The organism is Sphingomonas sp., from assembly GCF_965248875.1.
Taxonomy (GTDB): Bacteria; Pseudomonadota; Alphaproteobacteria; order Sphingomonadales; family Sphingomonadaceae; genus Sphingomonas.
Map to the genome: position 1 here is coordinate 265,682 of NZ_CBDFKR010000003.1, position 26,206 is coordinate 291,887.

Genomic DNA, 26,206 nt, shown 5'->3' on the forward strand with positions numbered 1-26,206 from the left:
ACTAACCCTTTGAAGGGTTTTAGGTTTCATCTAGATACCGAATGCACGATGCTGTGCGGCGACACGCGCGGGATCGTGCGCCAAAATGGCCAGGTCGTGCGCGGTGCCGTCACGCCCGCGCACCTGGTCGCGGAGCAGGGCTTCGGCACGAAAGCCCAGGCTTTCAAACAGCGCCACGCTGCCATTCTGGTCGGGCGTCATGCGGGCGGTCAGCTTGGCGAGGCCACGGCCGTGCGCAATCGCGAACACCGCCTCCAGCAGGTCGCGCCCTACGCCCGCGCCGCGTCGCTCGGGGCTGACCAGCAGCCGCACCTCGCCAACGTGCGCGCTCCAGCCGAGCGGATCGCGCACCAGCGCTGCGGTGCCCACAACCGGCTTGCCGTCGCCGTCCAGATCCTCCGCGATGAGGCTGTCGATCCAGCCTTCGCCGATCGCGTCGAGCCATGCTTCGATGACGCGCGGGTGGCGCAGGTCGCGGCCGAGGAAGAGCAGGTCGTGCTCGTCCAGCGTCGCCACAAAGGCGGCGACCCGCTCACGATCGGCGGGCTCGAAGCGGCGGATCGTGTGACTCACAGCGATCGTTGGCCCAGCCAGTCGACCAGCTTGGGCCACAGCCGCCGCACCGCGTTGCCCCCTGCGACCAAGCTGACGTGCCCGCCCTTGAGCACCACCTCTTCCTTGTCGGCGGCGCCCACCAACCCGATCAGCGGCGCCGAGGCGGCGGTCGGGACGATGTGATCGTGGAGCGCTGCGACGTGAAGGAACGGCACCTTGATCGCGCTCAGGTCCACCGCTCGGCCGCCGACCTCCATCGTCCCGGCGAGCAGGCGGTTGTCCCACATCAGCGCCTTGGTCGTCTCGCGGAAATATTCGCCCGCGAGCGGCAGGACGTCGCTGGCCCAGCGATCGAACATGCGGAAACTCTTTACGAATTCGTCGTCGTGCAGCTGGTCGATGAGCCGCACTTGCCCCGCCATCCGCGCGCCGGGGCGGAGCATGTCGAAGGCGCTGTAGAGATAGTCGCCGGGACAGTTGCCGAGCGTATCGACCAGCCGGTCGACGTCAAAGAACCGCCTGTCCGACCAGGCCTGAAACATCTCCATCGCGCTGAAATCGACCGGGGTGGTGAACGTGACCAGGTTCTTCAGCCCTGCGGCCTTGCCTTCCAGCGCCGCCCACAGCAGCGACAGCACGCCCCCGAAGCAATAGCCGATCAGCGACACATCGGTCTCGCCGGTCTCGCGCTTCACCCGCTCTACCGCAGCGGGCAGGAAGTCGAGCACATAGCTGTCGAGCGTCAGCGACTTCTCGTCGGCGCGGGGCGCCTCCCAGTCGAGCATGAACACGTCGAAGCCGGCGCGGCCGAGATACTCGACCAGGCTCTGTCCCGGCACCATGTCGAAGATGTAACCGCGGTTGGTGGTCGCCATGACCAGCAGGATCGGCACCCGATAGACGTCATCGACCAGCGGCCGGTAATGGTATAACCGCATCGTGCCGCGTTCGAGGAGCACGTCTTTGGGTGTCGCGCCGAGCTGCGGGCCGGCGGTGGTGAAATATTCGAGCCCCTTGATGTTGCGCGTCAGTGCGCGCTCGAACTCGCTGGCTGCGGCGGTGAACAGCTCGGGAGCGAAAAGGTCGGGAGCCGCGGTGGCCATCAGCGCGGCAAAAGGCTCATCAGACGGCGGCCGGCGGCGTTCGCCCGCGGGTCGGTTTCGGCCGCCCAGACGTCGGTACGGGTGTGCCGGTCAGATGCCCCTCGATCCGCTCCAGCGCCGCCTCGATCCGGCCGATCCGCGCCGAGAGGTCGGCGAACTCGCTGCGGCTGGGCAGGTTTGCGGCGGCGAGCGCTCGTTCGCTCATCGCCTTCATCGCCGCCTGTGTCTCGATGTGCGCGTTCTGCCCCGCATTCATCGCCTGTGACCAGCCATCGGTCTTGAGCATCTCCCCGCCGACGCCGTTGGCAAGCTTCTCCCATTCGCCGAGCATGGTGCGGAAGAAGGCGCCGGGGTCCGTGGCCATGCTGCGCAGCATCGGCGCAGCGCCCGGCGCCGTCAAGGGTGTGACGCGGTTGTGCTGCCGGGCGCGGCGTCCAGCGTCGCGTCGCCGCCGAGCGCGCGGTACAGCGCGACCCGATTGCTGGCCTGGGTCTGCGCCGTTGCAACCAGCAGGCGCTGTGCGCTGTACAGCGACCGTTGCGCATCGAGGCTGGACAGGAAGGTGTCGATGCCGCCCTGATAGCGCGCGTCGGTCAGCCGGAGCGTGTCGGCCGCGGCGGCGGCAAAGCGGCGGTTGGCGTCGAGCTGCGCCTGGATCGTGCCCTGACGCGCCAGCGCGTCCGCCGTGTCGCGAAAGGCCGCCTGGATCGATCGCTCATAGCTCGCCAGCGCCGCCCGCTGCTGCGCCCGGGCGAGCGCGACGTCGGCGCGCGCCGCGCCACCCGCGAAGATTGAGTAGCTGGCGGTCGGACTGACCGAATAGTTGAACGCGCCGCCGGTGAAGAGCGACGACAGGGCGTTCGACGCGAAGCCGAGCAGCCCCGTCAGCGACAGCCGGGGGAACAGTGCCGCTCGCGCGGCACCGATATCGCCGTTCGTCGCGCGCAGCTCATACTCCGCCTGTACCACATCGGGACGCCGCAACAGCACCGTGCTGTCGACGCCGGCCGGCAGCGCCGCCACGCCGCCAGCCGCGTCGTCGATCCCCGCCGGCAGCAGCGTGCCCGCGACCGGGGTGCCGACGAGCAGCTGCAGCGCATTGGCATCCTGCGCGGCCGCAGTCGTTTGCTGCGCAACATCGGCCTGCGCCGTTTCTAGGATCTGCTCTGCCTGCGCCAGGTCGACGCGCGAACTGATCCCGCCTTCCAGCCGGGCGCGCGTGAGGCGAACGCTTTGCCCGGATGCGGCGGCGGTGTCCTCCGCCAGCTTCAGCAGCGTGCGGTCGGCCGCAAGCTGCAGCCAGGCATCGGCCACATCGCCGACCAGCGTCAGTCGCGTCGCGCGCGCGGCGGCTTCCGTTTCGAAATAACGGTCGAGCGCCGCGCCGGTGAGCGAGCGGACGCGGCCGAACAGGTCGATCTCAAAGGCGGTGACGCCGACCTGCGTCGAGAAACTGCTGCGGGCGCCCGCACTGCCCGCCGACGCGGCCGTGTTGGTGCCGGTGCCGGTCGTGGTGCCTGTGGTCGTGCCCGTGCCGGCACCCGACGCCGCTCCCGTCGATCCGCCGCTGTAGGAGCGACTGTACCGGGCGTCGGCATCCACCGCCGGGAGCAGATCGGCGCGCTGAAGGCGATAACGCGCCCGCGCCGCGTCGATATTGGCGGCTGCCACGCGCAGGTCGCGATTGTTGGCCAGGGCCTGTGCGATCACCTGTTGCAGGCGCGGGTCGGTGAAGACCTGCGCATAGCTGACGCTGGGCAGTGCCGCCTCCGACTGGCGCAGATAGGCATCGCCGACCGGCCAGGATGGCGGCACCGGGAGCGCGGGCCGGTCGTAACGGGGCGCCAGGCTGCAGCCGGTCAGCAGCGCCGCGACGACGACGAGAAGGCCGCGCATCACGCCGTCCCCGGCAATAGCGGTCGATCCGGCGGCGCGGGCAGCGCCAGCCTCTCCTCGCCGCCGTCTTTGCCGTGGGTGCTCGGATGCCCAGTTGGGCGGCCGCGCAGCTTGGCGACGCCGTCGCGCACGCCGCGCCGGATCAGCACGAAGAAGAAGGGAATGTAGAACACTGCCAGGAGCGTCGCGGTCAGCATGCCGCCGATCACCGCCGTGCCGATCGCGATGCGCGCGTTCGCGCCCGCGCCGGTCGAAATGGCCAGCGGCAGCACACCGAAGATGAAGGCGAAGCTGGTCATCAGAATCGGTCGCAGCCTGATCTTCGCCGCCGCTAGCGCGGCATCGATCACGCGAGCACCCTTGCGTTCAGCCTGTTCGGCGAACTCGATCATCAGGATGGCGTTCTTTGACGCTAGACCCATCGTCGTCAGCAACCCGATCTGCAGGTAGACGTCGTTGATCAGCCCACGCAGCGTCACCGCGATGATCGCGCCGACCAGCCCAAGCGGCACGATCAGCAGCACCGCGACCGGGATCGACCAGCTTTCGTACAGCGCCGCCAGGCACAGGAATACGACCAGCAGCGAAAGGCCATACAGCAGCGGCGCCTGCCCCGACGACAGCCGCTCCTGATAGCTGAGTCCGGACAGGGCGACGCTGGTGCCCGGGATGTCGGCCGCGAGCTGCTCCATCCGCACCAGGGCGTCGCCCGAACTCTTGCCTTCGGCGGCAGAACCCTGAAACTCGTAAGACGGAATGCCGTTGTACCGCGAAAGTTGAAACGGCGCCTGGCTCCAGCCGGTCGTGGCGAAGGCCGAAAAGGGCGCCATCTGGCCGCTGCTGCCGCGCACGAACCATTGGCCGATATCGGACGGCTGCGCGCGATACGGCGCGTCACCCTGAACATAAACCCGCTTGACGCGCCCGCGGTCGACGAAGTCGTTGACATAGCGGCCGCCCCACGCCGTCGACAGCGTCGCGTTGACATCTGCCTGCGCCAGCCCGAGCGCGGCGAGGCGTTCGGGGTCGGCGTCGACCCGCAGCGTCGCCTGGTCGGGCAGTTCACTGACGCGGACGGCGGTCAGGGCCGGGTCCCCGCTCGCCGCCGCCAACAGCCTGTCCTTGGCCGCCGCAAACGCCTCGCGCGACAGGTTGCCCGTGTTCTGCAGCTCGATGGTGAAGCCGTTCGATTGGCCGAGCCCGCGTATCGCGGGCGGAACGAGCGCGAACACCTGCGCGTCACGGACGTGGCGGAAGGCGGCGGAGGCGCGCGCGACGATCGCATCCGCGCCGTTCTTCTTACCCTTGCGGTTCGCCCAGTCGGTCAGCGCGATGAAGCCCTGGCCGGTATTCTGTCCCGATGCGCCGCCGCCGCCTCCGCCGCCGGCGACGGTGAACATGGTCGAGACGTTGGCGCCTTCATAATGGCGGAAATACTCCTCGACCTGCCGCTGAACCTCCAGCGTCCGGGTCTGGGTCGCGCCGGCGGGAAGCTGGAACTGAACGGACGCTGCCCCTTGATCCTCGGTCGGCAGAAAGCCGGTCGACAGCCGCAGGAACAGGACCGCCAGAAGTGCCACGACGCCGACATAGATCAGGAAGAACAGCCATTTGCTGTCGATCACCCGCTGGACTGCGCCGATATAGCGGTCGGTGGTGCGCTCGAATCCGCGGTTGAACCCGTCGCGCGCCCGCGCCAGCGCATGACCGACGCGCGGTGCGCGCCGTTCGAGCCAGCCGTCTTCCGGTTCGCCCACCGCCTTCGTGTGCTTTTGCTTGAGCAAATTGGCGGTCAGCGCCGGGGTCAGGATCAGCGCCACGGCGACCGACAGGATCATCGCGGCGACGATGGTGACCGAGAACTGACGGTAGATGACGCCCGTCGAGCCGCCGAAGAACGCCATCGGCAGGAACACCGCCGACAGCACCAGCGCGATGGCGATCAGCGCGACGGTGATCTCGTCCATCGACTTGACCGTCGCATCGTGCGGGGTCAGGTCCGGGTCCTCCTCCATCAGCCGTTCGACATTTTCGACCACGACGATGGCGTCGTCGACAAGCAGCCCGATTGCCAGCACCAGCCCGAACAGGGTCAACGTGTTGATCGAGAAGCCCGCCAGATAGAATACCGCAAAGGTGCCGAGCAGCACGACCGGGACGGCGATGGTCGGGATCAGCGTCGCGCGCCAGCTCTGCAGGAACACGAACATGACGATGACGACGAGGATGATCGCCTCGATCAGCGTCTTTACCACCTCGTGGATCGACAGTTTGATGAAGTCGGTCGAGTCCTGCGCATAGGCGAAGACGAACCCGGCGGGTGCGCTTCTTGCCCGCGAGGCGATCTCCGCCTTGACCAGCTCGGCAGTCTGCAGCGCGTCGGCTCCAGGCGCGAGCAGGACGGCGATGCCCGCCCCGGGATGGCCGTTCACGCGGCTGCGCGCATTGTAGTTTTCGGCGCCAAGTTCGACATGCCCGACGTCGCCGATGCGGACGCCGGCACCGTCCGGCTCGGTCTTGAGCAGGATGTTCGCGAACTGCTCGGGCCGCTGCAGGCGCGACTGGGCGGTGACGGTCGCGTTGAGATACTGGCCGGGCGGGGCGGGGAGGCCGCCAATCTCGCCCGCCGCGACCTCGGTGTTCTGCGCGGTGATGGCGGCGACCACATCGCCGGGCATCAGCTGATAGGAAGCGAGCTTCGCCGGATCGAGCCACACGCGCATGGCATATTGCGCGCCGAAGACGTTGGTGTCGCCCACGCCCGCAACGCGGCCGAGCGGATCCTGCAGGTTGGAAATCAGCCAGTCCGACACGTCCTGATTGGTCCGCGTGTCGGTCTCGTCATAGACACCGACGATCAGCAGATTGTCCGGATTGGATTTGCGGACCACCACGCCCTGCTGCTGCACCGTCTGCGGCAGGCGGGAGAGCGCCTGCGAGACCTGATTTTGGACTTGCACCTGCGCGATGTCGGGGTTGGTGCCCTTGCGAAACGTGGCGGTAATGGTGACGGTGCCGCGCGAGGTGCTGGCCGAGCTGAAATAGAGGAGGCCGTCGATCCCGGTCAGCGATTGTTCGATAATCTGGGTGACCGAGTTCTGGACTGTTTCCGCGGATGCGCCAGGATAGGTCGCGCGTACCGAGACCTGGGGCGGCGCAACGTCGGGATATTGCGCGATCGGCAGGGCGGTGATCGCGCCGACCCCAGCCAGCATGATGATGATCGCGATCACCCAGGCGAAGATCGGGCGGTCGATGAAAATGCGGGAGATCACCGGCCGGCCTGCGCCCCGGCGTCGCCCCTGCCTTCGCCCTGTCGCGGCGGCGCGACCTGCTGCGCCGCCGCCGCCGGCACCGGCCTGATCGGGGCGTTGGGCTTCAGCTTGGCGGTGCCCTGGGTGATGACGCGATCGCCCGGGCGGAGGCCGTCGGTGACGACCCAGTTCGCCCCCAGCGTCCGGTCGGCGGTGACGACACGCTGCACGGCCTTGTTGTTCGGGCCGACCAGAAACACCGTCGCGTGTCCCTGCGGATCGTGGTTCACGCCCTGCTGCGGCACCAGAAAGGCCGTGCGATCGACCGCCGCGGTGAAGCTGGCGCGGACGAACATGCCGGGGAGGAGCAGTCCCTGCGGGTTGGGGAAACGGGCTCGCAGCGTCACCGTACCGGTCGTGACGCTGACCAGCGCCTCGGCGAACTCGATGTGGCCGGCCGCCGGATAGGTGCTGCCGTCCTCAAGCGTGATGTGCACCTCTGCGCTGCCCGGCGTAACGCCGCCTGACGTCAGGCTGCGGCGCAGCGCCAGCATGTCGGACGCGCTCTGCTGAATGTCGACAAAGATCGGGTCGAGCCGCTGGATCTGGGCCAGCGGGTCGGCTTGTGCGGCGTTGACCAGGGCGCCGACGGTGAACAGCGACCGGCCGATGCGGCCGCTGATCGGCGCCGGAACGGTCGTGAAACGCAGGTTGATCCGCGCCGTCTCCAGCGCGGCGCGATTCTGCGCCACCGACGCGCGGCCGACCCGTGCCTGGCCGACGGCGTTAGTATATTCCTGCTGCGACACCGCCTGGATGCGTGCCAGCGGCGCATAGCGATCCGCCTGGGTCTGGCTCGCGGCCGCGCTGGCCTGCGCCGACTGAAGGTTTGCCGACGCCTGCGCCGCCGCTGCGCGATACAGCGACGGATCGATCTCGTAGAGCGGCTGCCCGCGCCGGACCAGCGCGCCCTCCTGGAAAAAGCGGCGGCGGATGATACCCGACACCTGCGGCCGCACGTCGGACGCCTCATAGGCGGCGGTGCGGCCCGACAGCTCGGCCGTCACGGGCGCGCTGGTTTGCTGCACGACGACAAAGCCGACCTCGGCGGGGCCGCCGCCGCCGCGCCCGCCACGACCGCCCCCGGCGCTACCGCCGCCATCGGCCGCCTTGCCGCCGCATCCCGCCAGCGACAACGCCGCCAGTCCGACCGCCCATCTCGCGCGCGATGCCGTCAACACTAACCTCGTCACCTGCGAAGGAAGGCGCCCATGCCTGAAGGTCAGCGATGTTGCCATAGCTGCAGACATGAATTGTTCGGCTGCGACAACATGCGTGACCTGCTAATCGCTCCCGCTCATGAGCGATGATGATAAAAGATTGGCGGCTGAGGCCGCGGTCGAAGAGGTGCGGGACGGGATGCTGGTCGGGCTGGGCACCGGCTCGACCGCCGCGCACGCCATCACTGCGATTGGGCGGCGGGCGGCGGAGGGGCTGCGCATCCGCGCGGTCGCCACGTCGCTGGCCAGCGCGGAGCAGGCGCGCGGGCTAGGGATCGAGGTGCTCGACTTTGCCAGCGTGGCGGCGGTGGATCTGACCATCGACGGCGCCGACGAAATCGACCGGCACCTGCTCGCGGTGAAGGGCGCGGGCGGGGCGATGCTCCGCGAAAAGGCGGTGGCGGCGGCGTCGGCGCGGATGATTGTCATCGCCGACGGATCGAAGCGGGTCGAGCGCATCGGGTCGGCAAAACTGCCGGTCGAGGTGCTGCCCTTCGCCCGAGCATCGGTCCTCGCACGCCTGGGCGCGTTGTTCGACAGCGTCGAGCGGCGGGATGGGGGCGATTACCGGACCGACAACGGCAATCTCGTCGCCGATTGTACCGGCTGGCGCGGCGCCGACCCGCAGGCGCTTGCCGTGATGCTGCAGGCGATCCCGGCGGTGGTGGGACACGGCCTGTTCCTCGACGAGGTGGATGCGGCCTACATCGCGGCGAACGGCGTCGTAACGAGGCTGGAACGTGGCGACGCGAGCGGGTAGGGGCGCATCCGAACGGCCGCAGCTTCGTTGGGGAGGCGGGCTCGACCGAGCCGGATAGGGGTTCCGATGACTGACGCTGATACCGCTACCGCCGATCCGGCGCTGCATGAGGACGGCAGCTCCCAGCGTCTTCAGATCGACACCATCCGCACGCTGGCGATGGACGCGGTGGTGAAGGCGAAGTCGGGCCATATCGGAACGCCGATGGCGCTGGCGCCCGTCGGGCACACGCTGTGGACGCGGTTCCTGCGCACCGATCCCGCAAGGCCCGACTGGCCGAACCGCGATCGCTTCGTGCTGTCGGTGGGTCATGCGTCGATGCTGCTGTACGCCTTGCTGTATCTGGCGGGCGTCGAGGAGATCGATGCCGAGGGCAACAAGACGGGCGCGCCGGCCATCAGCCTAGACGACATCAAACAGTTTCGGCAGCTGTCGTCAAAGACCCCGGGTCATCCCGAATACCGCCACACCACCGGCGTCGAGACCACGACCGGTCCGCTGGGCCAGGGCTGCGGCAATTCGGTCGGCATGGCGATCGCCGAACGGTGGCTGGCGGCGCGTTACAACCAGGACGGCTTCACGCTGTTCGACCACGACATCTACGTGCTGTGCGGCGACGGCGACATGATGGAGGGCGTGGCAAGCGAGGCGGCGAGCCTGGCCGGGCACCTGAAGCTGTCGAACCTGTGCTGGATCTACGATTCGAACAGCGTCACGATCGAGGGCGGGACCAGCATCACCTTCGACGAGGATGTCGGCAAGCGCTTCCAAGGCTATGGCTGGCAGGTCATTCACGTCGACGACGCCAACGACACCGAGGCGGTCGCCGCCGCGATTGACACGTTCAAGGGCACCGGCGACCGTCCGACGCTGATCGTCGTTCGCTCCATCATCGGCTATGGCAGCTCGATCGCTGGAACGTCGAAAGCACATGGTGAGGCGATGACCGCCGACGATGTCCGCGGCACCAAGAAGGCCTATGGCTGGCCCGAAGACGCGCAGTTCCTGGTGCCGGACGGAGTCAAGGAGGCGTTCTCCGCCGCGGTGGCCGATCGCGGTCGACCGTTGCGCGAGACGTGGGAGGCTACCCTTGGCCGCTACCGGTTGGCGCATTCCGATCTCGCCACCGAGCTAGACCGGCTGCTGGAGGACCGGTTGCCCGACGGCTGGGATGCCGACATTCCAACGTTCGAGGCCGACGAGAAGGGGCTCGCTACGCGAGACTCGGCGGGCAAGGTGCTCAACGCGATCGCCGCCAAGGTGCCGTGGCTGATCGGCGGCTCGGCCGACCTCGCGCCCTCGACCAAGACCGACATCAAGGGCAAGCCGTCGTTCGAGCCCGGCAGCTATGACGGCTCGAACTTCCATTTCGGCGTCCGCGAGCACGGCATGGGGGCGGTGGTGAACGGCATGGCGCTGTCGCACCTCAGGTCCTACGGCTCCACCTTCCTCGTCTTCCTCGATTACATGCGGCCGCCGGTGCGGCTGTCCGCAATCATGGAGCTGGCGACAGCGTGGATCTACACGCACGACTCGATCGGCGTCGGCGAGGACGGACCGACCCACCAGCCGATCGAGCAGCTGGCGATCCTGCGCGCCACGCCGGGGCTAGACATGCTGCGCCCGTGCGACGCCAACGAAGCAGCCTGGGCGTGGCGCGGGATCATGCAGGAGGGCAATCGCCCCGCCGCGCTGGTGCTGTCGCGCCAGGCGCTGCCGACGCTCGACCGGACAAGATACGCCTCGGCCGAAGGGGTACTGAAGGGCGGCTATGTGCTTGCCGACAGCGATGTGCCGGCAGTGATCCTGATCGCGACCGGCAGCGAGGTGGCGCTGGCGGTACAGGCGCACGAGCAGCTCAAGGCCGAGGGCGTGTCCAGCCGCGTGGTGTCGCTACCGAGCTGGTACCGTTTCGAGTTGCAGGATGAAGCGTATCGCGATTCGGTGTTGCCGCCCGCAATCAAGCCGCGCCTCGCGATCGAGATGGCGGGTGAGATCGGCTGGGACCGGTATGTCGGCAGCCACGGCGACACCATCACCATGTCGACGTTCGGCGCATCGGCGCCGATTGCGAAGCTGCAGGACAAGTTCGGGTTCACGGTCGACAAGGTGGTCGCCAAGGCCAAGCAGCTGATCGCCGAAGCAAAATCCTAAGTGACTGCCGTCAGGAGATGGGCTCATGTCGAAGCTAAGTGACCTCAGCGCCGCCGGTACGGCCGTCTGGCTGGATTTCGTCGACCGCAAGTTCCTGGCCGCGGGCGGTCTGCAGAAGCTGGTCGACGAGGATGGACTGACCGGCGTTACCTCCAACCCGTCGATCTTCGAAAAGGCGATGGGGCATGGCGACGCCTATGACGCCAGCCTCGCCAAATATGACGCCGCCCATGCCGGGGCGGCGACCATCGACCGTTACGAGGCACAGGCGATCGAGGACATCAAGGCTGCGGCCGACACGCTGCGCCCCGTCTATGATCGGCTCGACGCGCGCGACGGCTATGTCAGCCTCGAGGTGCGGCCGACCATCGCCGACGACACCGACGCCACGATCGCGGAAGCGCAGAAGCTGTGGGCCGCGGTCGACAAGCCCAACCTGATGATCAAGATCCCCGGGACGCTCGCGGGCGGCCCGGCGATCAGCGCCACGATCGCGGCCGGGATCAACGTCAACGTCACGCTGCTGTTCGCGCAGGACGCCTATCAACGCATCGCCGAGGCCTATGTGACAGGGCTGGAGGAGCGGGTGCGGCAGGGCCAGCCGATCGACCGGCTGGCGTCGGTCGCCAGCTTCTTCGTCAGCCGCATCGACAGTGCCATCGACAAGAAGATCGACGAGCGGGTCGCGGCGGGCGACAAGGACGCCGACGCCTTGAAGACATTGCGCGGCAAGGTCGCGATCGCCAACGCGAAGCAGGCCTATGCGTGGTTTCAGGACTTCACCGCGTCCGAGCGCTGGCAGGCGCTGGCCGCCAAGGGTGCACGCCCGCAGCGGCTGCTCTGGGCGTCGACCGGCACGAAGGACCCGGCTTATCCCGAAACGCTATACGTCGACACGCTGATCGGCCACGACACGGTCAACACCATGCCGCCCAAGACAATGGATGCCTTTCGCGAGAAAGGCACGGTCGCCGAGACGCTGACGCAGGATGTCGCCGGCGCAAGGCACGTTCTGGCCGAGGCGGAACGGCTCGGGCTCGACCTGACCGGCGTCACCGATACGCTGGTGGAAGAGGGCGTCGCCTCCTTCGCCAAGGCGTTCGAAGACCTGCTCGGCGCGATCGCGAAGAAGCAGCCCGTGACGGCGTGATCCGCCGGCGACCTGTAGCCAACGACGTCTGAAGGGACGAAGCATATGAAGATCGGCATCATCGGCCTTGGCCGGATGGGCGCGAATATCGGGCGGCGGCTGATGCGCGACGGGCATCAGGTCGTAGGCTTCGACCGTGGCGCGGACGCGGTGGCGGCGCTCGTCGCCGACGGGGCCGAGGGCGCCGACTCGCTCGACGCCCTGCGCGTCAAGCTGGACACGCCCGCAATATACTGGGTCATGCTGCCCGCGGGCGATCCGACCGAGCAGACGATCCAGCAGATCGCCGACCATGCGCAGGCGGGCGACGTCATCATCGACGGCGGCAACACGTTCTACAAAGACGACATCCGTCGCGCCAAGGCGCTGCGCGAGCATGGCGTCCGCTACATCGACGTCGGCACCTCGGGCGGCGTTTGGGGATTGGAACGCGGTTATTGCATGATGATCGGCGGCGACAAGGATGCGGTCGCTCTGCTCGATCCGATCTTCAAGACGCTGGCGCCGGGGCGGGGTACGATCGCGCGCACCCCCAACCGCATGGCTCAGGAAGGTGAGGATGAGCGCGCCGAGCTGGGCTACATCCACGCCGGTGCAGCGGGAGCAGGTCATTTCGTCAAGATGATCCACAACGGCATCGAATATGGCTTGATGCAGGCCTATGCCGAGGGCTTCGATATTCTGAAGAGCAAGAGCTCCGACAAGCTGCCCGAGGACGAGCGGTTCGACCTCAACCTGACCGACATCGCCGAGGTCTGGCGGCGCGGGTCGGTGATCTCGTCCTGGCTGCTCGACCTCACCGCCGCGGCGCTGGCGAAGGACATGATGCTGGCGCAGTTCTCCGGCCGCGTCGCCGATTCAGGCGAGGGGCACTGGACGATCGAGGCGGCGATGGAAGAGGCGGTGCCCGTGAATGTCCTCTCCGCCGCGCTGTTCGCCCGCTACCGCAGCCGCGTCGAGCATACCTTCGGCGATCAGGTGCTGTCGGCGATGCGGTTCGGGTTCGGCGGTCATGTCGAGATGCCGCAGTGATGGTGACGCGATGAGCTATCGATTGCTGGTATCCGATGTCGACGGGACGCTGGTCGACAATGAAAAGCGGCTTGCCCCCGCCACAATCGCGGCCGTCGGCCGGCTGACCGCGGCCGGTATCCGCTTCACGATCATCTCGGCACGGCCGCGGTCTGGCATGATGCCGATCGCCGACGCGCTGGGGCTCGACGGGCCGATGGCGGCGTTCAACGGCGGCATCCTGTTCCATCGTGACGGCACGGTGGACGAGCACCACGTCATCGAACCCGCCGTTGCACGCGGCGCGCTGGATGCGGCCCGCGGCGCGCCGGTCGACATCTGGGTGTTCGCCGACGACCTGTGGCACAGCTCGACCGACAAGGGCGTCCATGTCGAGCACGAGCGTATCGCTTCGAACCAGGCGCCGATCGTCACCACCGACTTCACGGCGCTGCTCGACAATGCCGACAAGATCACCTTCGTCAGCGACGAACCGCAGGTGCTGCAGGACCTACACGCCCTTATCGATGCGGGGTTCGCAGGCCAGGCGACCGTCGCACAGTCCCAGACTTACTATCTCGACGTCACCGCGCTCGCCGCCAACAAGGGAGCGGGCATCGAGGCGCTCGCCGCGGCGGCCGGCGTGCCGCTGGCGCAAGTGGTCGCGATCGGCGATCAGGCCAACGACCTTCCCATGTTGAGACGCGCCGGGCTCGCGATCGCGATGGGCAACGCGCCCGCGCCGGTCCAGGCGGCGGCGGCGCATGTCACCACCGCGAATGATGCCGACGGTGTCGCCAAGGCCATCGACACGTACCTCTTACCCGCGCTGGAGCAGATTAAGTGAAGCAACTCGTCGCCTTCGACCTCGACAACACACTCGCCGCCAGCAAGCAGGCGCTGGAGCCGTTCATGGCGGAAGCGCTGGCCGATCTGCTGGGCGTTGCCGACGTGGCAGTGATCTCGGGCGGCGACTGGCCGCAGTTTCAGAAGCAGGTCGCCTCGCGCCTGCCCGAGCGTGCCGACATCGCGAAGCTGTGGCTGATGCCGACCACGGGCACGAAGCTCTACACTTATCGGGACGGGCAATGGGCGCCAGTTTATGCCGAGCTGTTCGACGACGCGCTCAAGGCCAAGATCAAGACGGCGTTCAACGAATCTCTGGAAGCGACGGGGTTCAAACCCGAGCAGACCTGGGGCGAGCTGGTCGAGGATCGCGGTTCGCAGATCACCTTCTCCGCGCTGGGCCAGCAGGCGCCGCTGGACGCCAAGGAGCATTGGGATCCCGACTTCGCCAAGCGCCGCGTGATCCAGGCCGATCTGCAAAAGCGGCTGCCGAGCCTGTCGATCAACATGGGCGGGGCGACCTCGATCGACATCACGCGCGAAGGCGTCGACAAGGCCTATGGCCTGCGCAAGCTGAGCGAAACCTCTGGCTTCCCGCTGGAATCCTTCCTGTTCATGGGCGACGCGATCTTCCCGGGCGGCAACGATTACCCGGCGAAGACGATGGGGCTCGATACGGTCAAGGTCCGCGATCCGCAGGAGACCGCGTCGGTGATCGCGGGCATCGTGGCGGTGATGAAGTAGGCGGAACCCTCTCCCGCGAGCGGGAGAGGGTGGCCGAGCCGCAGGGAAGGTCAGGTAAGGGTTGCGTGCGAGGCGGCCGATGGCCCGCACCGAACCCCACTCTGGCAGCTACGCTGCCTGTCCCTCTCCCGCGAGCGGGAGAGGGTAGAGCGCCTCAGCGCACCACGGGCATCAACACCGAGCTTGCCGTCGCGCCGCCGCGCAGGATCGTTACCGTCTGTGCCCGGTAATCCTGCGGGCGTGCGAAGAAGATGTTCTGGACATAGGTTTGCGGGTTGCGGTCGTAGAGCGGGAACAGCGACGACTGGACCTGCACCATCATCCGGTGGCCGGGCAGGAAGACGTGGTTCACCGCCGGCAGCCGGAAGCGGTATTCCTGTGCCTGATTGGCGGGGATAGGCGTTGGGTGAGCCGCGTCGCGCCGGTAGCGGCCGCGGAAGATGTCGAGGCTGACCGCCAGCTGATAGCCGCCCATCTTCGGGTCGGCGACGTTGGTCGCGGGGAACACGTCGATCACCTTGACGACGAAATCCGCGTCGGTGCCCGTCGTCTTGGCCCAGATGTCCGCGATCGGCGGCCCGGAGACCCGCACCGGCGCGGTCAGTACCGGTGTTTGATAGGTCATCACGTCCGGCCGCCCGTCGGCGAAGCGCTGATCCTGAACCAGCCAGTCGCCCCAGCGCCCGTCGTTGAAGTTCACCGGCCGCGGCAAATGCGGCACCGGCTTTGCGGGATCGGCGACATAGCTGTCGCCACCCGCGACCGCCCGATCGAACCCGGCGCCGCCACCGGCCTGCAGATACAAAGGCGTCAGCCCCGCGGCGCAGCCGGTCTCGCATGCGAGCGGCCATTGCTGGAAACGGTCCCAATGATTCTCGGCCGTGTTGTAAATGGCGGCGGCGGGCAGGTTAGCGGGCGGACCGTCCTCCAAATATTGACGGAACAGCGGCATCACCATCTCCTCGCGGAACTGCATGGCCGTGTCGCCATTCCACTGGAACGGGCCGAGGCTCCGGCCTTCCCGATTGATCTGGCTGTGCCGCCACGGTCCCATCACCAGCATGTTGTTGCCGAGGTGGCCGTGCGCCTTGAGCGCCTCCCACGAATGGATTGCGCCCCACATGTCCTCCTGATCCCACAGCCCCTGTTCCCACAACGTGGGGATGTTCGACGGATTGGCGGCGAGCAGGCGGACAAGGTCCTGCCCCTGCCAGAAGCCATCATAGGCGGCGTGCTGCGACATTCGGCGCCAATAGGGGAGCTGGTCATAGCCCGACCGCTCCGCCCAGGTCCCGGCCGAGCCGACCTCGCGGAAATTGTCGTAATCGTCCCAGCCCCCGGTCGACGGCGCGCGCCCTTCACCCTTGTAGCCGGTCTGCGCGCCCAGCCAGGCGATATTGGCGAGGCGGAACGCGCCATAGTGAAACCAGTCGTCGCCCATCCAGCCATCGATCATCGGGCTCTCGGGCACCGCCGCCCGCAGCGCCGGGTGCGGGTGAAGCAGCGCCATGACGACGGTGAAGCCCTCATAGGACGAGCCGATCATGCCGACCCGCCCGTTCGACTCGGGCAAGTTGGCGTGGTTCACCAGCCAGTCGATCGTGTCATAAGCGTCGGTAACGTGGTCGACGCTGGTATGGTTGAGCGGCCCGATCACCGGCCGCGTCACGACGTAATCGCCCTCCGACCCGTATTTGCCGCGTACATCCTGATAGACGCGGATATAGCCCGCGCGGACGAACGGCTCGTCGGCCAGCGGCAGCGTGTCGAGCATCGACCGCGCGTCGCTGCGCTGCGCGCGCATGCGGGCATTATAGGGCGTCCGGGTTAGAATGATCGGCGCATTGTGCGCGCCCTTGGGCACGACGATGACCGTGTAGAGGCGTGTGCCGTCGCGCATCGGCACCATCACCACACGTTTGTCATAGTCGCGCTGGCCGACCGGCGGGGTGAACGTGGCGGGGACATCGCCCGCCGGCTCAGAATTGGGAGCGGTGGCCGGGCCGGGCGCCGGGGTTGGAGAGGCGGTCTGCACCTGCGCGGAGGCGAGCGATCCCGCCAGCGTCAGTCCGATAAATGCGGTGCTTAGCAAAGCCCATGCCTTCATGACGTCATCCTTCTCCGGCAGAGCGTGCTTGTTGCGGGATGGCGCGTGCGGCGTAAAGGGCCGCGACAAAAGATTGGAGAGCGGCGATGACGGTGGATCGGCGATCGTTTCTGGGTGTGCTGGGAGCAGCGGCCTCGCTGCCGGGCGAGGCGATCGCAGCGCCGCCGCCCGGCGAGATCACCTTCGTTCACGGTGTCGCCAGCGGTGACCCGAGCGCCCATGGCGCGGTGCTGTGGACCCGCGTCACGGCCATGCCCGCACATACGGCCGCTATACCCGTCCGCTGGTACGTCGCCGATGCGACGCGCACGGTGGCGAGCGGTCATGCCGAGGCGCGGAGCAGCCGCGACTGGACGGTCAAGGTCGTACCCCAGACGCTGCAGCCCGGCCGTCCCTATCGCTACTGGTTCGAGGCGGGTGGGCAGCGTTCGCCTGAGGGTCAGTTCCGCACCCTGCCGGTAGGGCCGACCGAGGACCTGGTGCTCGGCGTCGCGACCTGCTCGCTCTACACCGGCGGCTTCTTCAACGCGTACAAGGCAATGGCGCAGGCGCAACGGCTGGATGCCGTGATCCACCTCGGCGACTATATCTACGAATATGGGCAGGAGGGCTATGGCGGCACGATCGGCAACAGGATCGGCCGGCACGTCGATCCGCCGCACGAGATCGTGACGCTGGCCGATTACCGCCGTCGGCATGCCCACTACAAGCGCGATCCCGACCTGCAGGCGCTGCATGCTCGTGCGGCGATGATCGCAGTGTGGGACGATCACGAAAGCGCCAACGACAGCTGGACCGGCGGGGCGGAGAACCATCAGCCCGCGACCGAGGGCAGCTGGGCGGCGCGCAAGGCTGCGGCGATGCAGGCCTATTTTGAATGGATGCCGATCCGCGATCCGGTACCCGGCCAGCCCTGGGCGGCGATTAACCGGTCGTTCCGCTTTGGCGATCTGGCGACGCTGGCGATGGTGGAGACGCGCCTGCTCGCGCGTAGCGAACAGACCGAAGTGGAAACCCATCGTGAACCCGCCTTCTTCGCAGCCGAACTGGCGCGTCTGGCCGATCCGTCGCGCGAGATGCTGGGCGAGGGGCAGCGGCGCTGGCTGGAGGGCGAGCTGACGCGATCGGTCCGCGCGGGCGAACCGTGGCAGCTGCTCGGCAACCAGGTGGTGATGGCGAAGATCGCCGGCGTCGCGATCGATCCGGCCAAAGTGCCCGAAAACTACCGTGCACAGGTCGAGGCGGCGCAGGCGAGCTATGCTGCGGGCCTGCCGTTCCAGCCCGATTCGTGGGGTGGCTATCCGGCGGCGCGTGAGCGGCTGTACGCGACCTTTCGCCGGGCGGGGTCGCGGCCCGTGGTCCTGTCTGGCGATAGCCACGCGCACTGGGCCAACCGGCTGTTGAATGCGGGCGGGACGCCGGTAGCGGCCGAATTCGCGACCACCGCGATCACCAGCCCTTCGCTCGGCGACGCCATGCCCGAGGTGCCGGTGGGGCAGCTGCTCGCTGACGCGAACGAGGAGGTGCTGTGGTGCGATCAGCGCGCCAAGGGCTATATCCTACTGACGCTGACGCATGAACGCGCGCGGGCCGAATACCGCGCGGTATCGACGGTGACAGCGCCGGCGTTCACGGAGACGACCTTGACGACGTGGGAGACCATGGCGCGGGACCCGACGGTGGCGCTACGGCGAGTCTGAGCGGGCGGCCGGTGCGTCCAACGCCGCCGCGGCCGTGCGGAACTGATCGCGCAGCCATGCGCTGGCCGGATCGCGGTGGCTGCGCTCTCGCCAGAGCATGCCGACCTCGAACCGGTCGTCGAACGCGGGCACGGGGTGGATTGTAACGTCGATCGGCGCGACCCGGGCAACCAGCCGCGCGCCTGCGGCCCAGCGCCCCCAGCCGATGATCGACGAGCCGGCTGAGGTCACCACCGTTTTCCGGCGCGACGAGCACGAACGGCGCCCTGGCGAGCGTGTCGAGATCGGCAAAGCTTCCGGGCGGGTGGCGGCCCTGCGCGGCGATCAGCACGAAATCGTCGGTAAGCAAGACGTGGTCTACGATGTGCCCGGCACGAATGCACTGAGCGGGCGCCATCAAGATCCCGACGCGGTGATGGGTTATTTCGGTAGCCTCATGGCGCTGACCGGCGGCAGCTATCGCATTACCGACATGCTGTGGCTGGCGAGCGGGGAAAGCGTCACCCTGGTCACGCGCAACCATGCCGGAGCCGACATGCGCAGCCTCGATTGGGACGAGGCTATCGTGTTCGGCTTCGAGGGCGGCCGGAAAAAACGATCACCCTGTATCAGGGCGACCAGGCGGCGGTGGACGCATTTTTCGGAAGCATGGCGGCAAGCTAGGCCGCACGGGGCCCCAGCCACACCTCCGCTTTGGCCAGCGCCGCGGCGTCGTCGACATCGAGCCAGGCCAGCCCGGTGCAGTCCACGACGCCCGCCAGCCCTTCGTCCGCCAGCGCCTGCACGCCTTCGCTCAGTGACGGGTCCGGCAACGCCGCCAGCGTCGTGAACAGCGCCGGTCCGACCGCGAAGACGCCGGTATCGAGCGCGTCATAATCCTTCAGCACCTTGCCGAGGGTGACGATCCGGTCGCCCGCCGTGCGCACCCGTGTGACGTCGTCGGGATCGATCCAGTCATGGGTCAGCCTGCGGTCGACGCCGAGCGTCACCCCAGCACCCGCGCCCGCCGTCGCGACGCGCCGGTAGAGCGCGGGCTCGACCAGATGGTCGCACATCGCCAGCAACGCCGGTACGCCGCCTACCGCCGAAGCCGCCATCCGCGCCGAGACGCCGTTGGGCAGCAGGTAATCGCTCGTGACCGTCTCGACCCGCAACGGCCAGTTGCGCGAGGCTAGATGCGCCTCGATCGCGGCCCGCTCATAACCCAGCACGACGATCGCCCGGCGCATGCCGGCCGCCGCGAGGCCGGCGAGCGCATGATCGATCAGCGGCCGGCCCGCAACCGGGCACAGCGGCTTGACCGCCGCTGTGTCGCGCAGCCGCGAACCCTCGCCCGCGGCGAGCAAGACGGCGGTGTCGATCACCTCATGCGGCCTCGTGGATGAACTCTTCGACCGCGATCTGCGCCAAGTCGTCGGTCATCTGGTGGCGCGGGTGCTTGCAGAAATAGGCGCTGGCGGGGTCGACGACGCCCGCGAGGCCACGGTCGCGCGCGATCTTGGCGCAGCGGATCATGTCGATCGCGACGCCTGCCGAGTTGGGCGAGTCCTCGACCGAGAGCCGCAGCTCCAGGTTCATCGGCACGCCGCCGAACATCGAACCTTCCATGCGCAGGAAGCAGACCTTGTTGTCGTTCTGCCACGGCACGTAATCGGAGGGGCCGATATGGACGTTCTCGTCCGCCAGTCGCTCGGCCGCAACCGACTGAACCGCTTCGGTCTTGCTGACCTTCTTGGACGCGAGCCGGCGATGGTTGGACATGTTGAGGAAGTCGGTATTGCCGCCGGTGTTGAGCTGGTATGTGCGCTCCAGCTTGACGCCGCGTTTCGCGAACAGGTCGGTCAGCACGCGGTGGACGATGGTCGCCCCCAGCTGCGCCTTGATGTCGTCGCCGATGATCGCGACGCCCGCGTCTTCGAAACGCTTCGCCCAGACCGGGTTGGAGGCGATGAACACCGGGATGTTGTTCACGAACGCGACCCCTGCTTCCAGCGCGCATTCGGCGTAGAACTCGGTCGCCTCCTGGCTCCCGACGGGGAGGTAGTTCATCAGCACCTCGGCGCCCGACGCCTTTAGCTCAGCGACGATGTCTTCCCGCGTCGGCTGATCGGCGTCGGCGACCACGAAGGTGCGGTCGTCGGCGAAGTCGCTCATATGCTCGGCGACGCCGTCGAGGACCTTGCCCATCTTCACCACCGTGCCAGTCGCCGACACATTGGGGGCAAAGATCGCGGTACAGTTCGGCTTGGCGAAGATCGCCTCGGCGACGTCGATCCCGACCTTGCGGCGGTCAACGTCCCAGGCCGCGACGATCTTGATGTCCGACGGCTTGTACCCACCCATCTCCCAGTGCATCAGCCCGACATTGTCGTTGGAGCCTTCGCGGTAATGCTCCAGCCCCTGGACGAGGCTGCTCGCGCAGTTGCCGATCCCGACCACGGCGACGCGGATGCTGGTCATTCGAAGTTCCTGTTCATCTATGCGTAAGAGGAGGGGCGGCCCGCGGCGGGCGCCGTGCACCCAGCGAAGCGCTGCTCCACCCGGCGATGCCAGGTGAGCCCGGCGATGGTGATGACGGTAAGCGGCACGATCTCGACCCACCAGAAGAGCCTAGGCATCCCAAACAGGCAGGCGAGGAAGACAGTAAGGACGCGGGCGTTGGCGGTCAGCGCGACCATCAGCCGCATCGGCGCGACCGCGGCGAGCGCATAGGCCGCGCCCATCTGCTGCGGCGCGGCGCTGGCCGCCAGCGCCTCCTCGAATGGGGTGGCGATCCGGCCGATGCTGCCCGCGACGGTGTCGTAGAGCCGAACCAGCGGGTTGGTGGCGAGCTTGGGCGCCGTAACCTCCGCGTCGCCCTTGGCACGGCGGTGAAAACGGGTTCGCTCGCCTTCATACAGGCTCGACTGAACGGCGTGGGCAACGCCCGCAGTCACCGCGAGCGCCCAGCCCCCGGCCGTGCCGATCGAGGTCGCGATCGCGATATAGATCAGGGCGAAAACGCCATGGTCGCAGATTCCGTCCAGAAAACGACCCAGCGCACCGGCCGTCCCGGTAGCACGTGCGATCATCCCATCCAAACCGTCGGCGATTAGCCAGCAGGCGGAGAAGAACAGCCCGATCAGGGCCAGCACCGGGTTCTGCCAGTTGGAATAGGCGACCGCAGCACCGGTACCGAGCAACATTCCCGTCAGCGACACGGCATTGGCGCTGACCCCGGCCCGCAACGCGAAGGGGAGCAGACGGCGCGCGGCGGCGTGAATTATCCAGCGGTTCGATGGGTCCTCGATCCGGCGATCGCGCGATCCATCCGGTGGAGGCGTTGTCATCAGGCTTTCACAATGCGCGGAAGCCTGCGATTTTGCAAGGCAGGTGAAAGGCTTTGTCCCCTTGGCGTTGCGGGAAGGGCACAGGGCTCGTCTTGTGACGGTTCGATGACGGTCCCGTCACGGGACATTGGCTGTGAGCTCGTCGAGCCAGACCCGGGCGCTCCCGTCCGAAGGTGCTCGCCAGTCGCCGCGCGGGCTGATCGCGCCACCCGCCGACACCTTAGGACCGTTGGGCAGCGCGGAGCGCTTGAACTGGCTGCCAGCGAAGAAGCGTTGAAGGAACCGCTCCAGCCACAACCGGATCGCCGGCAGGTCGTAGGCGACCCGCGCGCCGGCGGGAAAGTCCATTGGCCAGCGGCCTGCGTCCACGTCGCGCCAGGCGTGCCAGCACAGGAACGCAACCTTGGACGGCAGCAGCCCGTGACGCAGAAGATAGTGCGCGAAGAAGTCGTTGAGCGCATAGGGTCCGACCGCCGCCTCCGTGCTCTGCAGCGCGCCCGACGCATCGGCGGGGACGAGCTCGGGCGAAATCTCCTGCGCCAGGATGGCGTCGAGCACCGCATCGGTAGCTACGTCATATTGATCGGTGCGGATGCACCAGCGGATCAGGAACTGGATCAACGTTTTGGGCACGCCCGCGTTGATACCGTAGTGCGACATGTGATCGCCGACGCCATAGGTGCACCACCCCAGCGCCAGCTCGCTCAGATCGCCGGTGCCGAGCACAAGGCCGCCGCGCTGGTTGGCGAGACGGAACAGGTAATCGGTACGCAGCCCCGCCTGAATGTTCTCATAGGTCACGTCGTACACGGCCTCGCCGCGCGCGGCGGGATGGCCGATCGTCGCCATCATCGCCTGCGCGGCGGGGCGGATGTCGATCTCCTCGGCGGTGATGCCGAGCGCCCGCATCAGCGCCCAGGCGTTGCTCCTCGACGCTTCCCCGGTCGCGAAGCCCGGCATGGTGAAGCCCAGGATGTCGGCGCGCGGCTTGCCCAGCCGGTCCATCGCCTTGGCGGCGACGATCAGCGCGTGGGTGGAGTCGAGCCCGCCCGACACGCCGATCACCAGCTTCCCCGCGCCCGCCGCCGACAATCGCTTGGCGAGCGCCTCGACCTGGATGTTGAACGCCTCGTAACAATCCGCGTCGCGCTTGCCGGGATCGTTGGGCACGAAGGGGAAGCGGCGGATCGTGCGCTGGAGGCCCAAGTCGGTCAGGGCCGGTCGATGATCGAACAGGACGCGGCGGAACTGCGTTTCGGGATGGCCGGCGCGCGCGGCGCCCTCATTAAAGGTGCCGGTGCGCAGCCGCTCCTGCGCCAGCCGCTGCAGATCGACGTCCGCCAGCACGAAGTCGTCGCTGGTGAAACGTTGGGATTCGGCAAGCAGCTCGCCCAGTTCATGGATCAGCCCCTGGCCGTCCCAGGCGAGGTCGGTGGTGCTCTCGCCCGGCCCCGCAGCCGAATAGACGTAAGCGCACATCGCCCGCGCCGACTGCGCCGCGGCGAGCAGCGCCCGTTCCCGCGCCTTGCCGATGACGATGTTCGACGCCGACAGATTGCAGCAGATCAGCGCGCCCGCCAGCGCCCCGGCGGTGGAGGGCGGCGTCGGCGCCCAGTAATCCTCGCAGATCTCGGCGTGGAAGACGAAGCCGTCCAGGTCGCTGGCGGCGAAGATCAGGTCGGTCCCGAAGGGCACCTGCTGCCCGGCGACCTCTATCGTCAGCCCTGTCAGCCCGCCGCCGCTCGCGAACCAGCGCTTCTCGTAATATTCGCGGTAGTTCGGCAGATAGGTCTTGGGCACCGCACCCAGCACCCGCCCGCGTGCGATCGCAACCGCGCAATTGTAGAGCCGCCCGTTGCGCGGCAACGCCGCGCCGACCAGCAGCACGGAGGCGACGTCGCGGCTCGCCTCCACCACGATTGCCAGCGCCTGCGCGGTCGCGCGATGCTGCGCCGCTTGCAGGTGCAGGTCGTCGATCGCGTAGGAGGTCAAGTTGAGTTCGGGAAAGACGATCAGGTCCGCCCCCGCCGCGTCGGCGCGGCGCGCCAGCGCGATGCACGCTTCGGCGTTGAACGGCGCGTCACCGACACTCGCCCGCGGCGTCGCGGCGGCGACGCGGACCATCCCGTGGCTGTGGATCGAGTAAAAGGGATGGGTCATGGCGGCGTGTTAGGCCTGTCCACCGTCTCCGTCATCCCCGCCGAAGTGGATGCTTTCAGCGCGCCCGGGATTGGCGGTAAGAGGCGACATGATCCTCTACGGCATCCGCAACTGCGACACGGTCAAGAAGGCGCGCGCCTGGCAGGACGCGGCGGGTGTCGCGTACGACTTTCATGACTACAAGACGGCCGGCGTGCCGGAGGCGAAGCTGCGCGCCTGGGTCGCGCGGCTCGGGTGGGATGGGGTGCTCAACCGGTCGGGCACGACCTTCCGCAAGCTGTCCGACGCCGAGCGGTCGGTCGTGGCGCCCGACGCGGCAGTCGCGCTGATGCTGGCCCATCCGTCCGTGATCCGTCGCCCGCTGCTGGACACGGGCGAAACGGTGCTGGCCGGCTTCAGGCCCGACGCCTATAGCGCGGCGCTAGGCTGCTAGGAGGATCGCCATGCCCACCGCACGCTGGAACGGCACCGTCATCGCGCGGTCCGACGACACGGTCGTCGTCGAAGGCAACCACTATTTCCCCGCCGACAGTGTCGATGCCACGCTGCTCGAGGACAGCGATACCCACACCTCCTGTCCGTGGAAGGGGGAGGCGAGCTACAAGACGCTGATCGTCGACGGCGCGCGCAACCTCAATGCCGCCTGGTACTATCCCGAGCCGAAGGCGGCGGCCGCCGCGATCAAGGGGCGCTACGCCTTTTGGAAGGGCGTCACCGTCGCCTGACTTGCCGCCGGCGCCGCGCTGGCGCAGTCTGGCGGGGAGGGGAGAAAGCCCATGCCCGCGAGAATCGTCGCGCCGACCTGGTTCACCATCGCCGCCGTGATCCTGTTGCTGTGGAACTTGGTCGGAGCCTACGCCTGTATCCAGCAGTTCCGGCTCGGCGCCGAAGCATATGCGCCGACGACGGCATATGACCGGGCGCTCTTCGCCAGCATGCCTTGGTGGTACAATTGGAACTTCGCCTTGGCCGAGGTTGCCGGCATCGGCGGATGCATCGCGCTGCTTGCCCGAAACCGGGTCGCAACGCCGCTGTTCGTGCTCTCACTGCTGTGCGTCATCGTGCAATATGGCTATCTGTTTGCAAGCACCGACCTGATCGCACACAAGGGTGTGGGGACGATCTATTTCCCGCTGTTCATCGCAGCGGTCTGCGTCTCTCAGGTCTGGCTCGCGCTGACTGGGCGGCGGCGGGGGTGGCTGCAGGGTGAGCGGCGGGCAGTTCCCGCTCTCTAGCGCGCCCGACGTGCGGCGCGTAAGCCCCCGCGCCATGTCCACGACCTTCACGCTCGACACCTCCACCAGCCGCGCCACCCCCGTCGCGGCGCCGATGAAGCGGCTTACCGTGCCCGCGGTGCGGCGGCGCAAGGCGGAGATCGCGCGCGGCGAGGGCGCGCCGCTGGTGATGCTGACCGCCTATACCGTCCGGACGGCGCAGCTGCTCGACCCGCATTGCGACCTGCTGCTGGTCGGCGACAGCTTGGGGCAGGTGGTTTATGGGCTGCCTTCGACCGTGCCGGTCACGCTGGACATGATGGCGGCGCATGGCGCGGCGGTGGTGCGCGGCAGCTATCATGCCGTCGTGGTGATTGACCTGCCCTTCGGCAGCTATGAAGGCTCGCCCGAACAGGCGTTCGCCAGCGCCGCACGCCTGATGAAGGAAACCGGCGCGGCGGCGGTGAAGATGGAGGGCGGCGCGGCGATGGCGCCGGCTATCGCCTTTTTGTCGGAACGCGGCATTCCGGTGATGGGGCATGTCGGGCTGACCCCGCAGGCGGTTAACATGCTCGGCGGCTATGGCGCGCGCGGGCGCAGCCGGGCGGAGGCGGCGAAGATCGTCGATGACGCGCAGGCGGTCGCGCGCGCCGGGGCGTTCGCGATCGTCGTGGAAGGCGTGGTCGAGCCGATCGCGGTGACGATCACGCAAAGCGTCGACTGTCCCACCATCGGCATCGGCGCATCGGCGCAATGTGACGGCCAGGTGCTGGTGGCCGAGGACATGCTCGGCCTGTTCGAGCGGGTGCCACGCTTCGTGAAGCGGTTCGACGACCTGGGCGGGCGGATAGAGGCGGCGGCGGCGAGCTATGCGGCCGAGGTGCGCGCGCGCAGCTTCCCGGGCGCGGAGCAGGTCTACGCGGCGAAGCCCTGACTCGTCCGC

At 67.8% G+C, this 26,206-nt stretch carries 23 protein-coding genes; 11 read left to right on the top strand and 12 right to left on the bottom strand.

All coding sequences use genetic code 11. The features are described from left to right. Nucleotides 1-30: 30 nt before the first annotated feature. Genes ACP2AD_RS01570 through ACP2AD_RS01595 form a run of 6 tightly spaced genes read right to left on the bottom strand, consistent with a single transcriptional unit; the run spans nucleotide 31 to nucleotide 8,046 of the window. A complete protein-coding gene (locus ACP2AD_RS01570) occupies nucleotides 31-573 on the bottom strand; it encodes an N-acetyltransferase family protein (protein WP_425228320.1) in 543 nt (180 codons plus the stop codon). Next, entirely contained in the window at nucleotides 570-1,658 is a 1,089-nt protein-coding gene (locus tag ACP2AD_RS01575) for an alpha/beta fold hydrolase (RefSeq protein WP_425228321.1), read from the bottom strand. Before ACP2AD_RS01575 ends, ACP2AD_RS01570 begins: the two co-directional genes overlap by 4 nt. A 19-nt stretch (nucleotides 1,659-1,677) precedes the next feature. Further along, a complete protein-coding gene (locus ACP2AD_RS01580) occupies nucleotides 1,678-2,022 on the bottom strand; it encodes a poly(R)-hydroxyalkanoic acid synthase subunit PhaE (RefSeq protein ID WP_425228322.1) in 345 nt (114 codons plus the stop codon). Between the two features lie 32 nt (nucleotides 2,023-2,054). Then, the gene (locus ACP2AD_RS01585) at nucleotides 2,055-3,554 is read right to left on the bottom strand and encodes an efflux transporter outer membrane subunit (RefSeq protein ID WP_425228323.1); all 1,500 of its coding nucleotides are present in this window, start codon (nucleotides 3,552-3,554) and stop codon (nucleotides 2,055-2,057) included. Continuing rightward, the gene (locus ACP2AD_RS01590) at nucleotides 3,554-6,829 is read right to left on the bottom strand and encodes an efflux RND transporter permease subunit (RefSeq protein ID WP_425228324.1); all 3,276 of its coding nucleotides are present in this window, start codon (nucleotides 6,827-6,829) and stop codon (nucleotides 3,554-3,556) included. The genes ACP2AD_RS01585 and ACP2AD_RS01590 overlap by 1 nt, the downstream gene beginning before the upstream one ends. Next, on the bottom strand, nucleotides 6,826-8,046 hold the full coding sequence (locus ACP2AD_RS01595) for an efflux RND transporter periplasmic adaptor subunit (RefSeq protein ID WP_425228325.1): 1,221 nt from the start codon (nucleotides 8,044-8,046) through the stop codon (nucleotides 6,826-6,828). Before ACP2AD_RS01595 ends, ACP2AD_RS01590 begins: the two co-directional genes overlap by 4 nt. Before the next feature lie 121 nt (nucleotides 8,047-8,167). On the opposite strand from ACP2AD_RS01595, the gene rpiA reads away from it, so the two are divergent. The 6 genes from rpiA (at nucleotide 8,168) to ACP2AD_RS01625 (ending at nucleotide 14,753) form a co-directional block, all read left to right on the top strand. Further along, nucleotides 8,168-8,848, top strand: a complete 681-nt coding sequence (rpiA, locus tag ACP2AD_RS01600) for a ribose-5-phosphate isomerase RpiA (protein ID WP_425228326.1) — start codon at nucleotides 8,168-8,170, stop codon at nucleotides 8,846-8,848. Between the two features lie 66 nt (nucleotides 8,849-8,914). Continuing rightward, nucleotides 8,915-11,002, top strand: coding sequence for a transketolase (gene tkt, locus ACP2AD_RS01605; protein WP_425228327.1), 2,088 nt, complete (start codon nucleotides 8,915-8,917; stop codon nucleotides 11,000-11,002). A gap of 25 nt (nucleotides 11,003-11,027) precedes the next feature. Further along, nucleotides 11,028-12,152, top strand: coding sequence for a transaldolase (gene tal, locus ACP2AD_RS01610; RefSeq protein WP_425228328.1), 1,125 nt, complete (start codon nucleotides 11,028-11,030; stop codon nucleotides 12,150-12,152). 45 nt (nucleotides 12,153-12,197) lie between these two features. Further along, on the top strand, nucleotides 12,198-13,184 hold the full coding sequence (gene gnd / locus ACP2AD_RS01615) for a phosphogluconate dehydrogenase (NAD(+)-dependent, decarboxylating) (RefSeq protein WP_425228329.1): 987 nt from the start codon (nucleotides 12,198-12,200) through the stop codon (nucleotides 13,182-13,184). A 10-nt stretch (nucleotides 13,185-13,194) separates the two neighbouring features. Beyond that, a complete protein-coding gene (locus ACP2AD_RS01620; protein ID WP_425228330.1) occupies nucleotides 13,195-14,010 on the top strand; it encodes a Cof-type HAD-IIB family hydrolase in 816 nt (271 codons plus the stop codon). Then, nucleotides 14,007-14,753, top strand: a complete 747-nt coding sequence (locus ACP2AD_RS01625; RefSeq protein ID WP_425228331.1) for an HAD-IIB family hydrolase — start codon at nucleotides 14,007-14,009, stop codon at nucleotides 14,751-14,753. Before ACP2AD_RS01620 ends, ACP2AD_RS01625 begins: the two co-directional genes overlap by 4 nt. Nucleotides 14,754-14,907: 154 nt before the next feature. Here ACP2AD_RS01625 and ACP2AD_RS01630 read toward each other — a convergent pair whose 3' ends face one another. Further along, entirely contained in the window at nucleotides 14,908-16,860 is a 1,953-nt protein-coding gene (locus tag ACP2AD_RS01630) for a CocE/NonD family hydrolase (RefSeq protein ID WP_425228332.1), read from the bottom strand. An 86-nt stretch (nucleotides 16,861-16,946) separates the two neighbouring features. Between ACP2AD_RS01630 and ACP2AD_RS01635 the strand changes: the two genes are divergently transcribed. Next, on the top strand, nucleotides 16,947-18,560 hold the full coding sequence (locus ACP2AD_RS01635) for an alkaline phosphatase D family protein (RefSeq protein WP_425228333.1): 1,614 nt from the start codon (nucleotides 16,947-16,949) through the stop codon (nucleotides 18,558-18,560). Here ACP2AD_RS01635 and ACP2AD_RS01640 read toward each other — a convergent pair. The 5 genes from ACP2AD_RS01640 to ACP2AD_RS01660 form a co-directional block, all read right to left on the bottom strand. Next, nucleotides 18,546-18,791: a hypothetical protein gene (locus ACP2AD_RS01640; protein WP_425228334.1), complete on the bottom strand. Its 246-nt coding sequence runs from the start codon at nucleotides 18,789-18,791 to the stop codon at nucleotides 18,546-18,548. The two genes, ACP2AD_RS01635 and ACP2AD_RS01640, sit on opposite strands and share 15 nt — an antisense overlap. Before the next feature lie 428 nt (nucleotides 18,792-19,219). Continuing rightward, complete coding sequence (locus tag ACP2AD_RS01645; RefSeq protein WP_425228335.1) at nucleotides 19,220-19,924, bottom strand: NTP transferase domain-containing protein; 705 nt, start codon at nucleotides 19,922-19,924, stop codon at nucleotides 19,220-19,222. A gap of 1 nt (nucleotide 19,925) precedes the next feature. Next, the gene (locus ACP2AD_RS01650) at nucleotides 19,926-21,020 is read right to left on the bottom strand and encodes an inositol-3-phosphate synthase (RefSeq protein ID WP_425228336.1); all 1,095 of its coding nucleotides are present in this window, start codon (nucleotides 21,018-21,020) and stop codon (nucleotides 19,926-19,928) included. 17 nt (nucleotides 21,021-21,037) lie between these two features. Further along, the gene (locus ACP2AD_RS01655; protein ID WP_425228337.1) at nucleotides 21,038-21,889 is read right to left on the bottom strand and encodes a CDP-alcohol phosphatidyltransferase family protein; all 852 of its coding nucleotides are present in this window, start codon (nucleotides 21,887-21,889) and stop codon (nucleotides 21,038-21,040) included. Between the two features lie 117 nt (nucleotides 21,890-22,006). Next, nucleotides 22,007-24,049 (bottom strand): NAD(+) synthase, encoded by a 2,043-nt coding sequence (locus ACP2AD_RS01660; protein ID WP_425228338.1) that lies wholly within the window; start codon nucleotides 24,047-24,049, stop codon nucleotides 22,007-22,009. Between the two features lie 88 nt (nucleotides 24,050-24,137). Between ACP2AD_RS01660 and ACP2AD_RS01665 the strand changes: the two genes are divergently transcribed. From ACP2AD_RS01665 to panB, 4 genes are read left to right on the top strand one after another with little or no spacing between them, the layout of a single operon-like run. Then, nucleotides 24,138-24,482 carry an ArsC family reductase gene (locus tag ACP2AD_RS01665; protein WP_425228339.1) on the top strand — a complete coding sequence of 115 codons (345 nt, stop codon included), beginning with the start codon at nucleotides 24,138-24,140 and terminating at the stop codon, nucleotides 24,480-24,482. A gap of 10 nt (nucleotides 24,483-24,492) precedes the next feature. Then, nucleotides 24,493-24,774 (top strand): DUF427 domain-containing protein, encoded by a 282-nt coding sequence (locus tag ACP2AD_RS01670; RefSeq protein ID WP_425228340.1) that lies wholly within the window; start codon nucleotides 24,493-24,495, stop codon nucleotides 24,772-24,774. A gap of 51 nt (nucleotides 24,775-24,825) precedes the next feature. Continuing rightward, on the top strand, nucleotides 24,826-25,284 hold the full coding sequence (locus ACP2AD_RS01675; RefSeq protein WP_425228341.1) for a hypothetical protein: 459 nt from the start codon (nucleotides 24,826-24,828) through the stop codon (nucleotides 25,282-25,284). 34 nt (nucleotides 25,285-25,318) lie between these two features. Continuing rightward, the gene (gene panB / locus ACP2AD_RS01680; protein WP_425228342.1) at nucleotides 25,319-26,197 is read left to right on the top strand and encodes a 3-methyl-2-oxobutanoate hydroxymethyltransferase; all 879 of its coding nucleotides are present in this window, start codon (nucleotides 25,319-25,321) and stop codon (nucleotides 26,195-26,197) included. Nucleotides 26,198-26,206 lie beyond the last annotated feature (9 nt).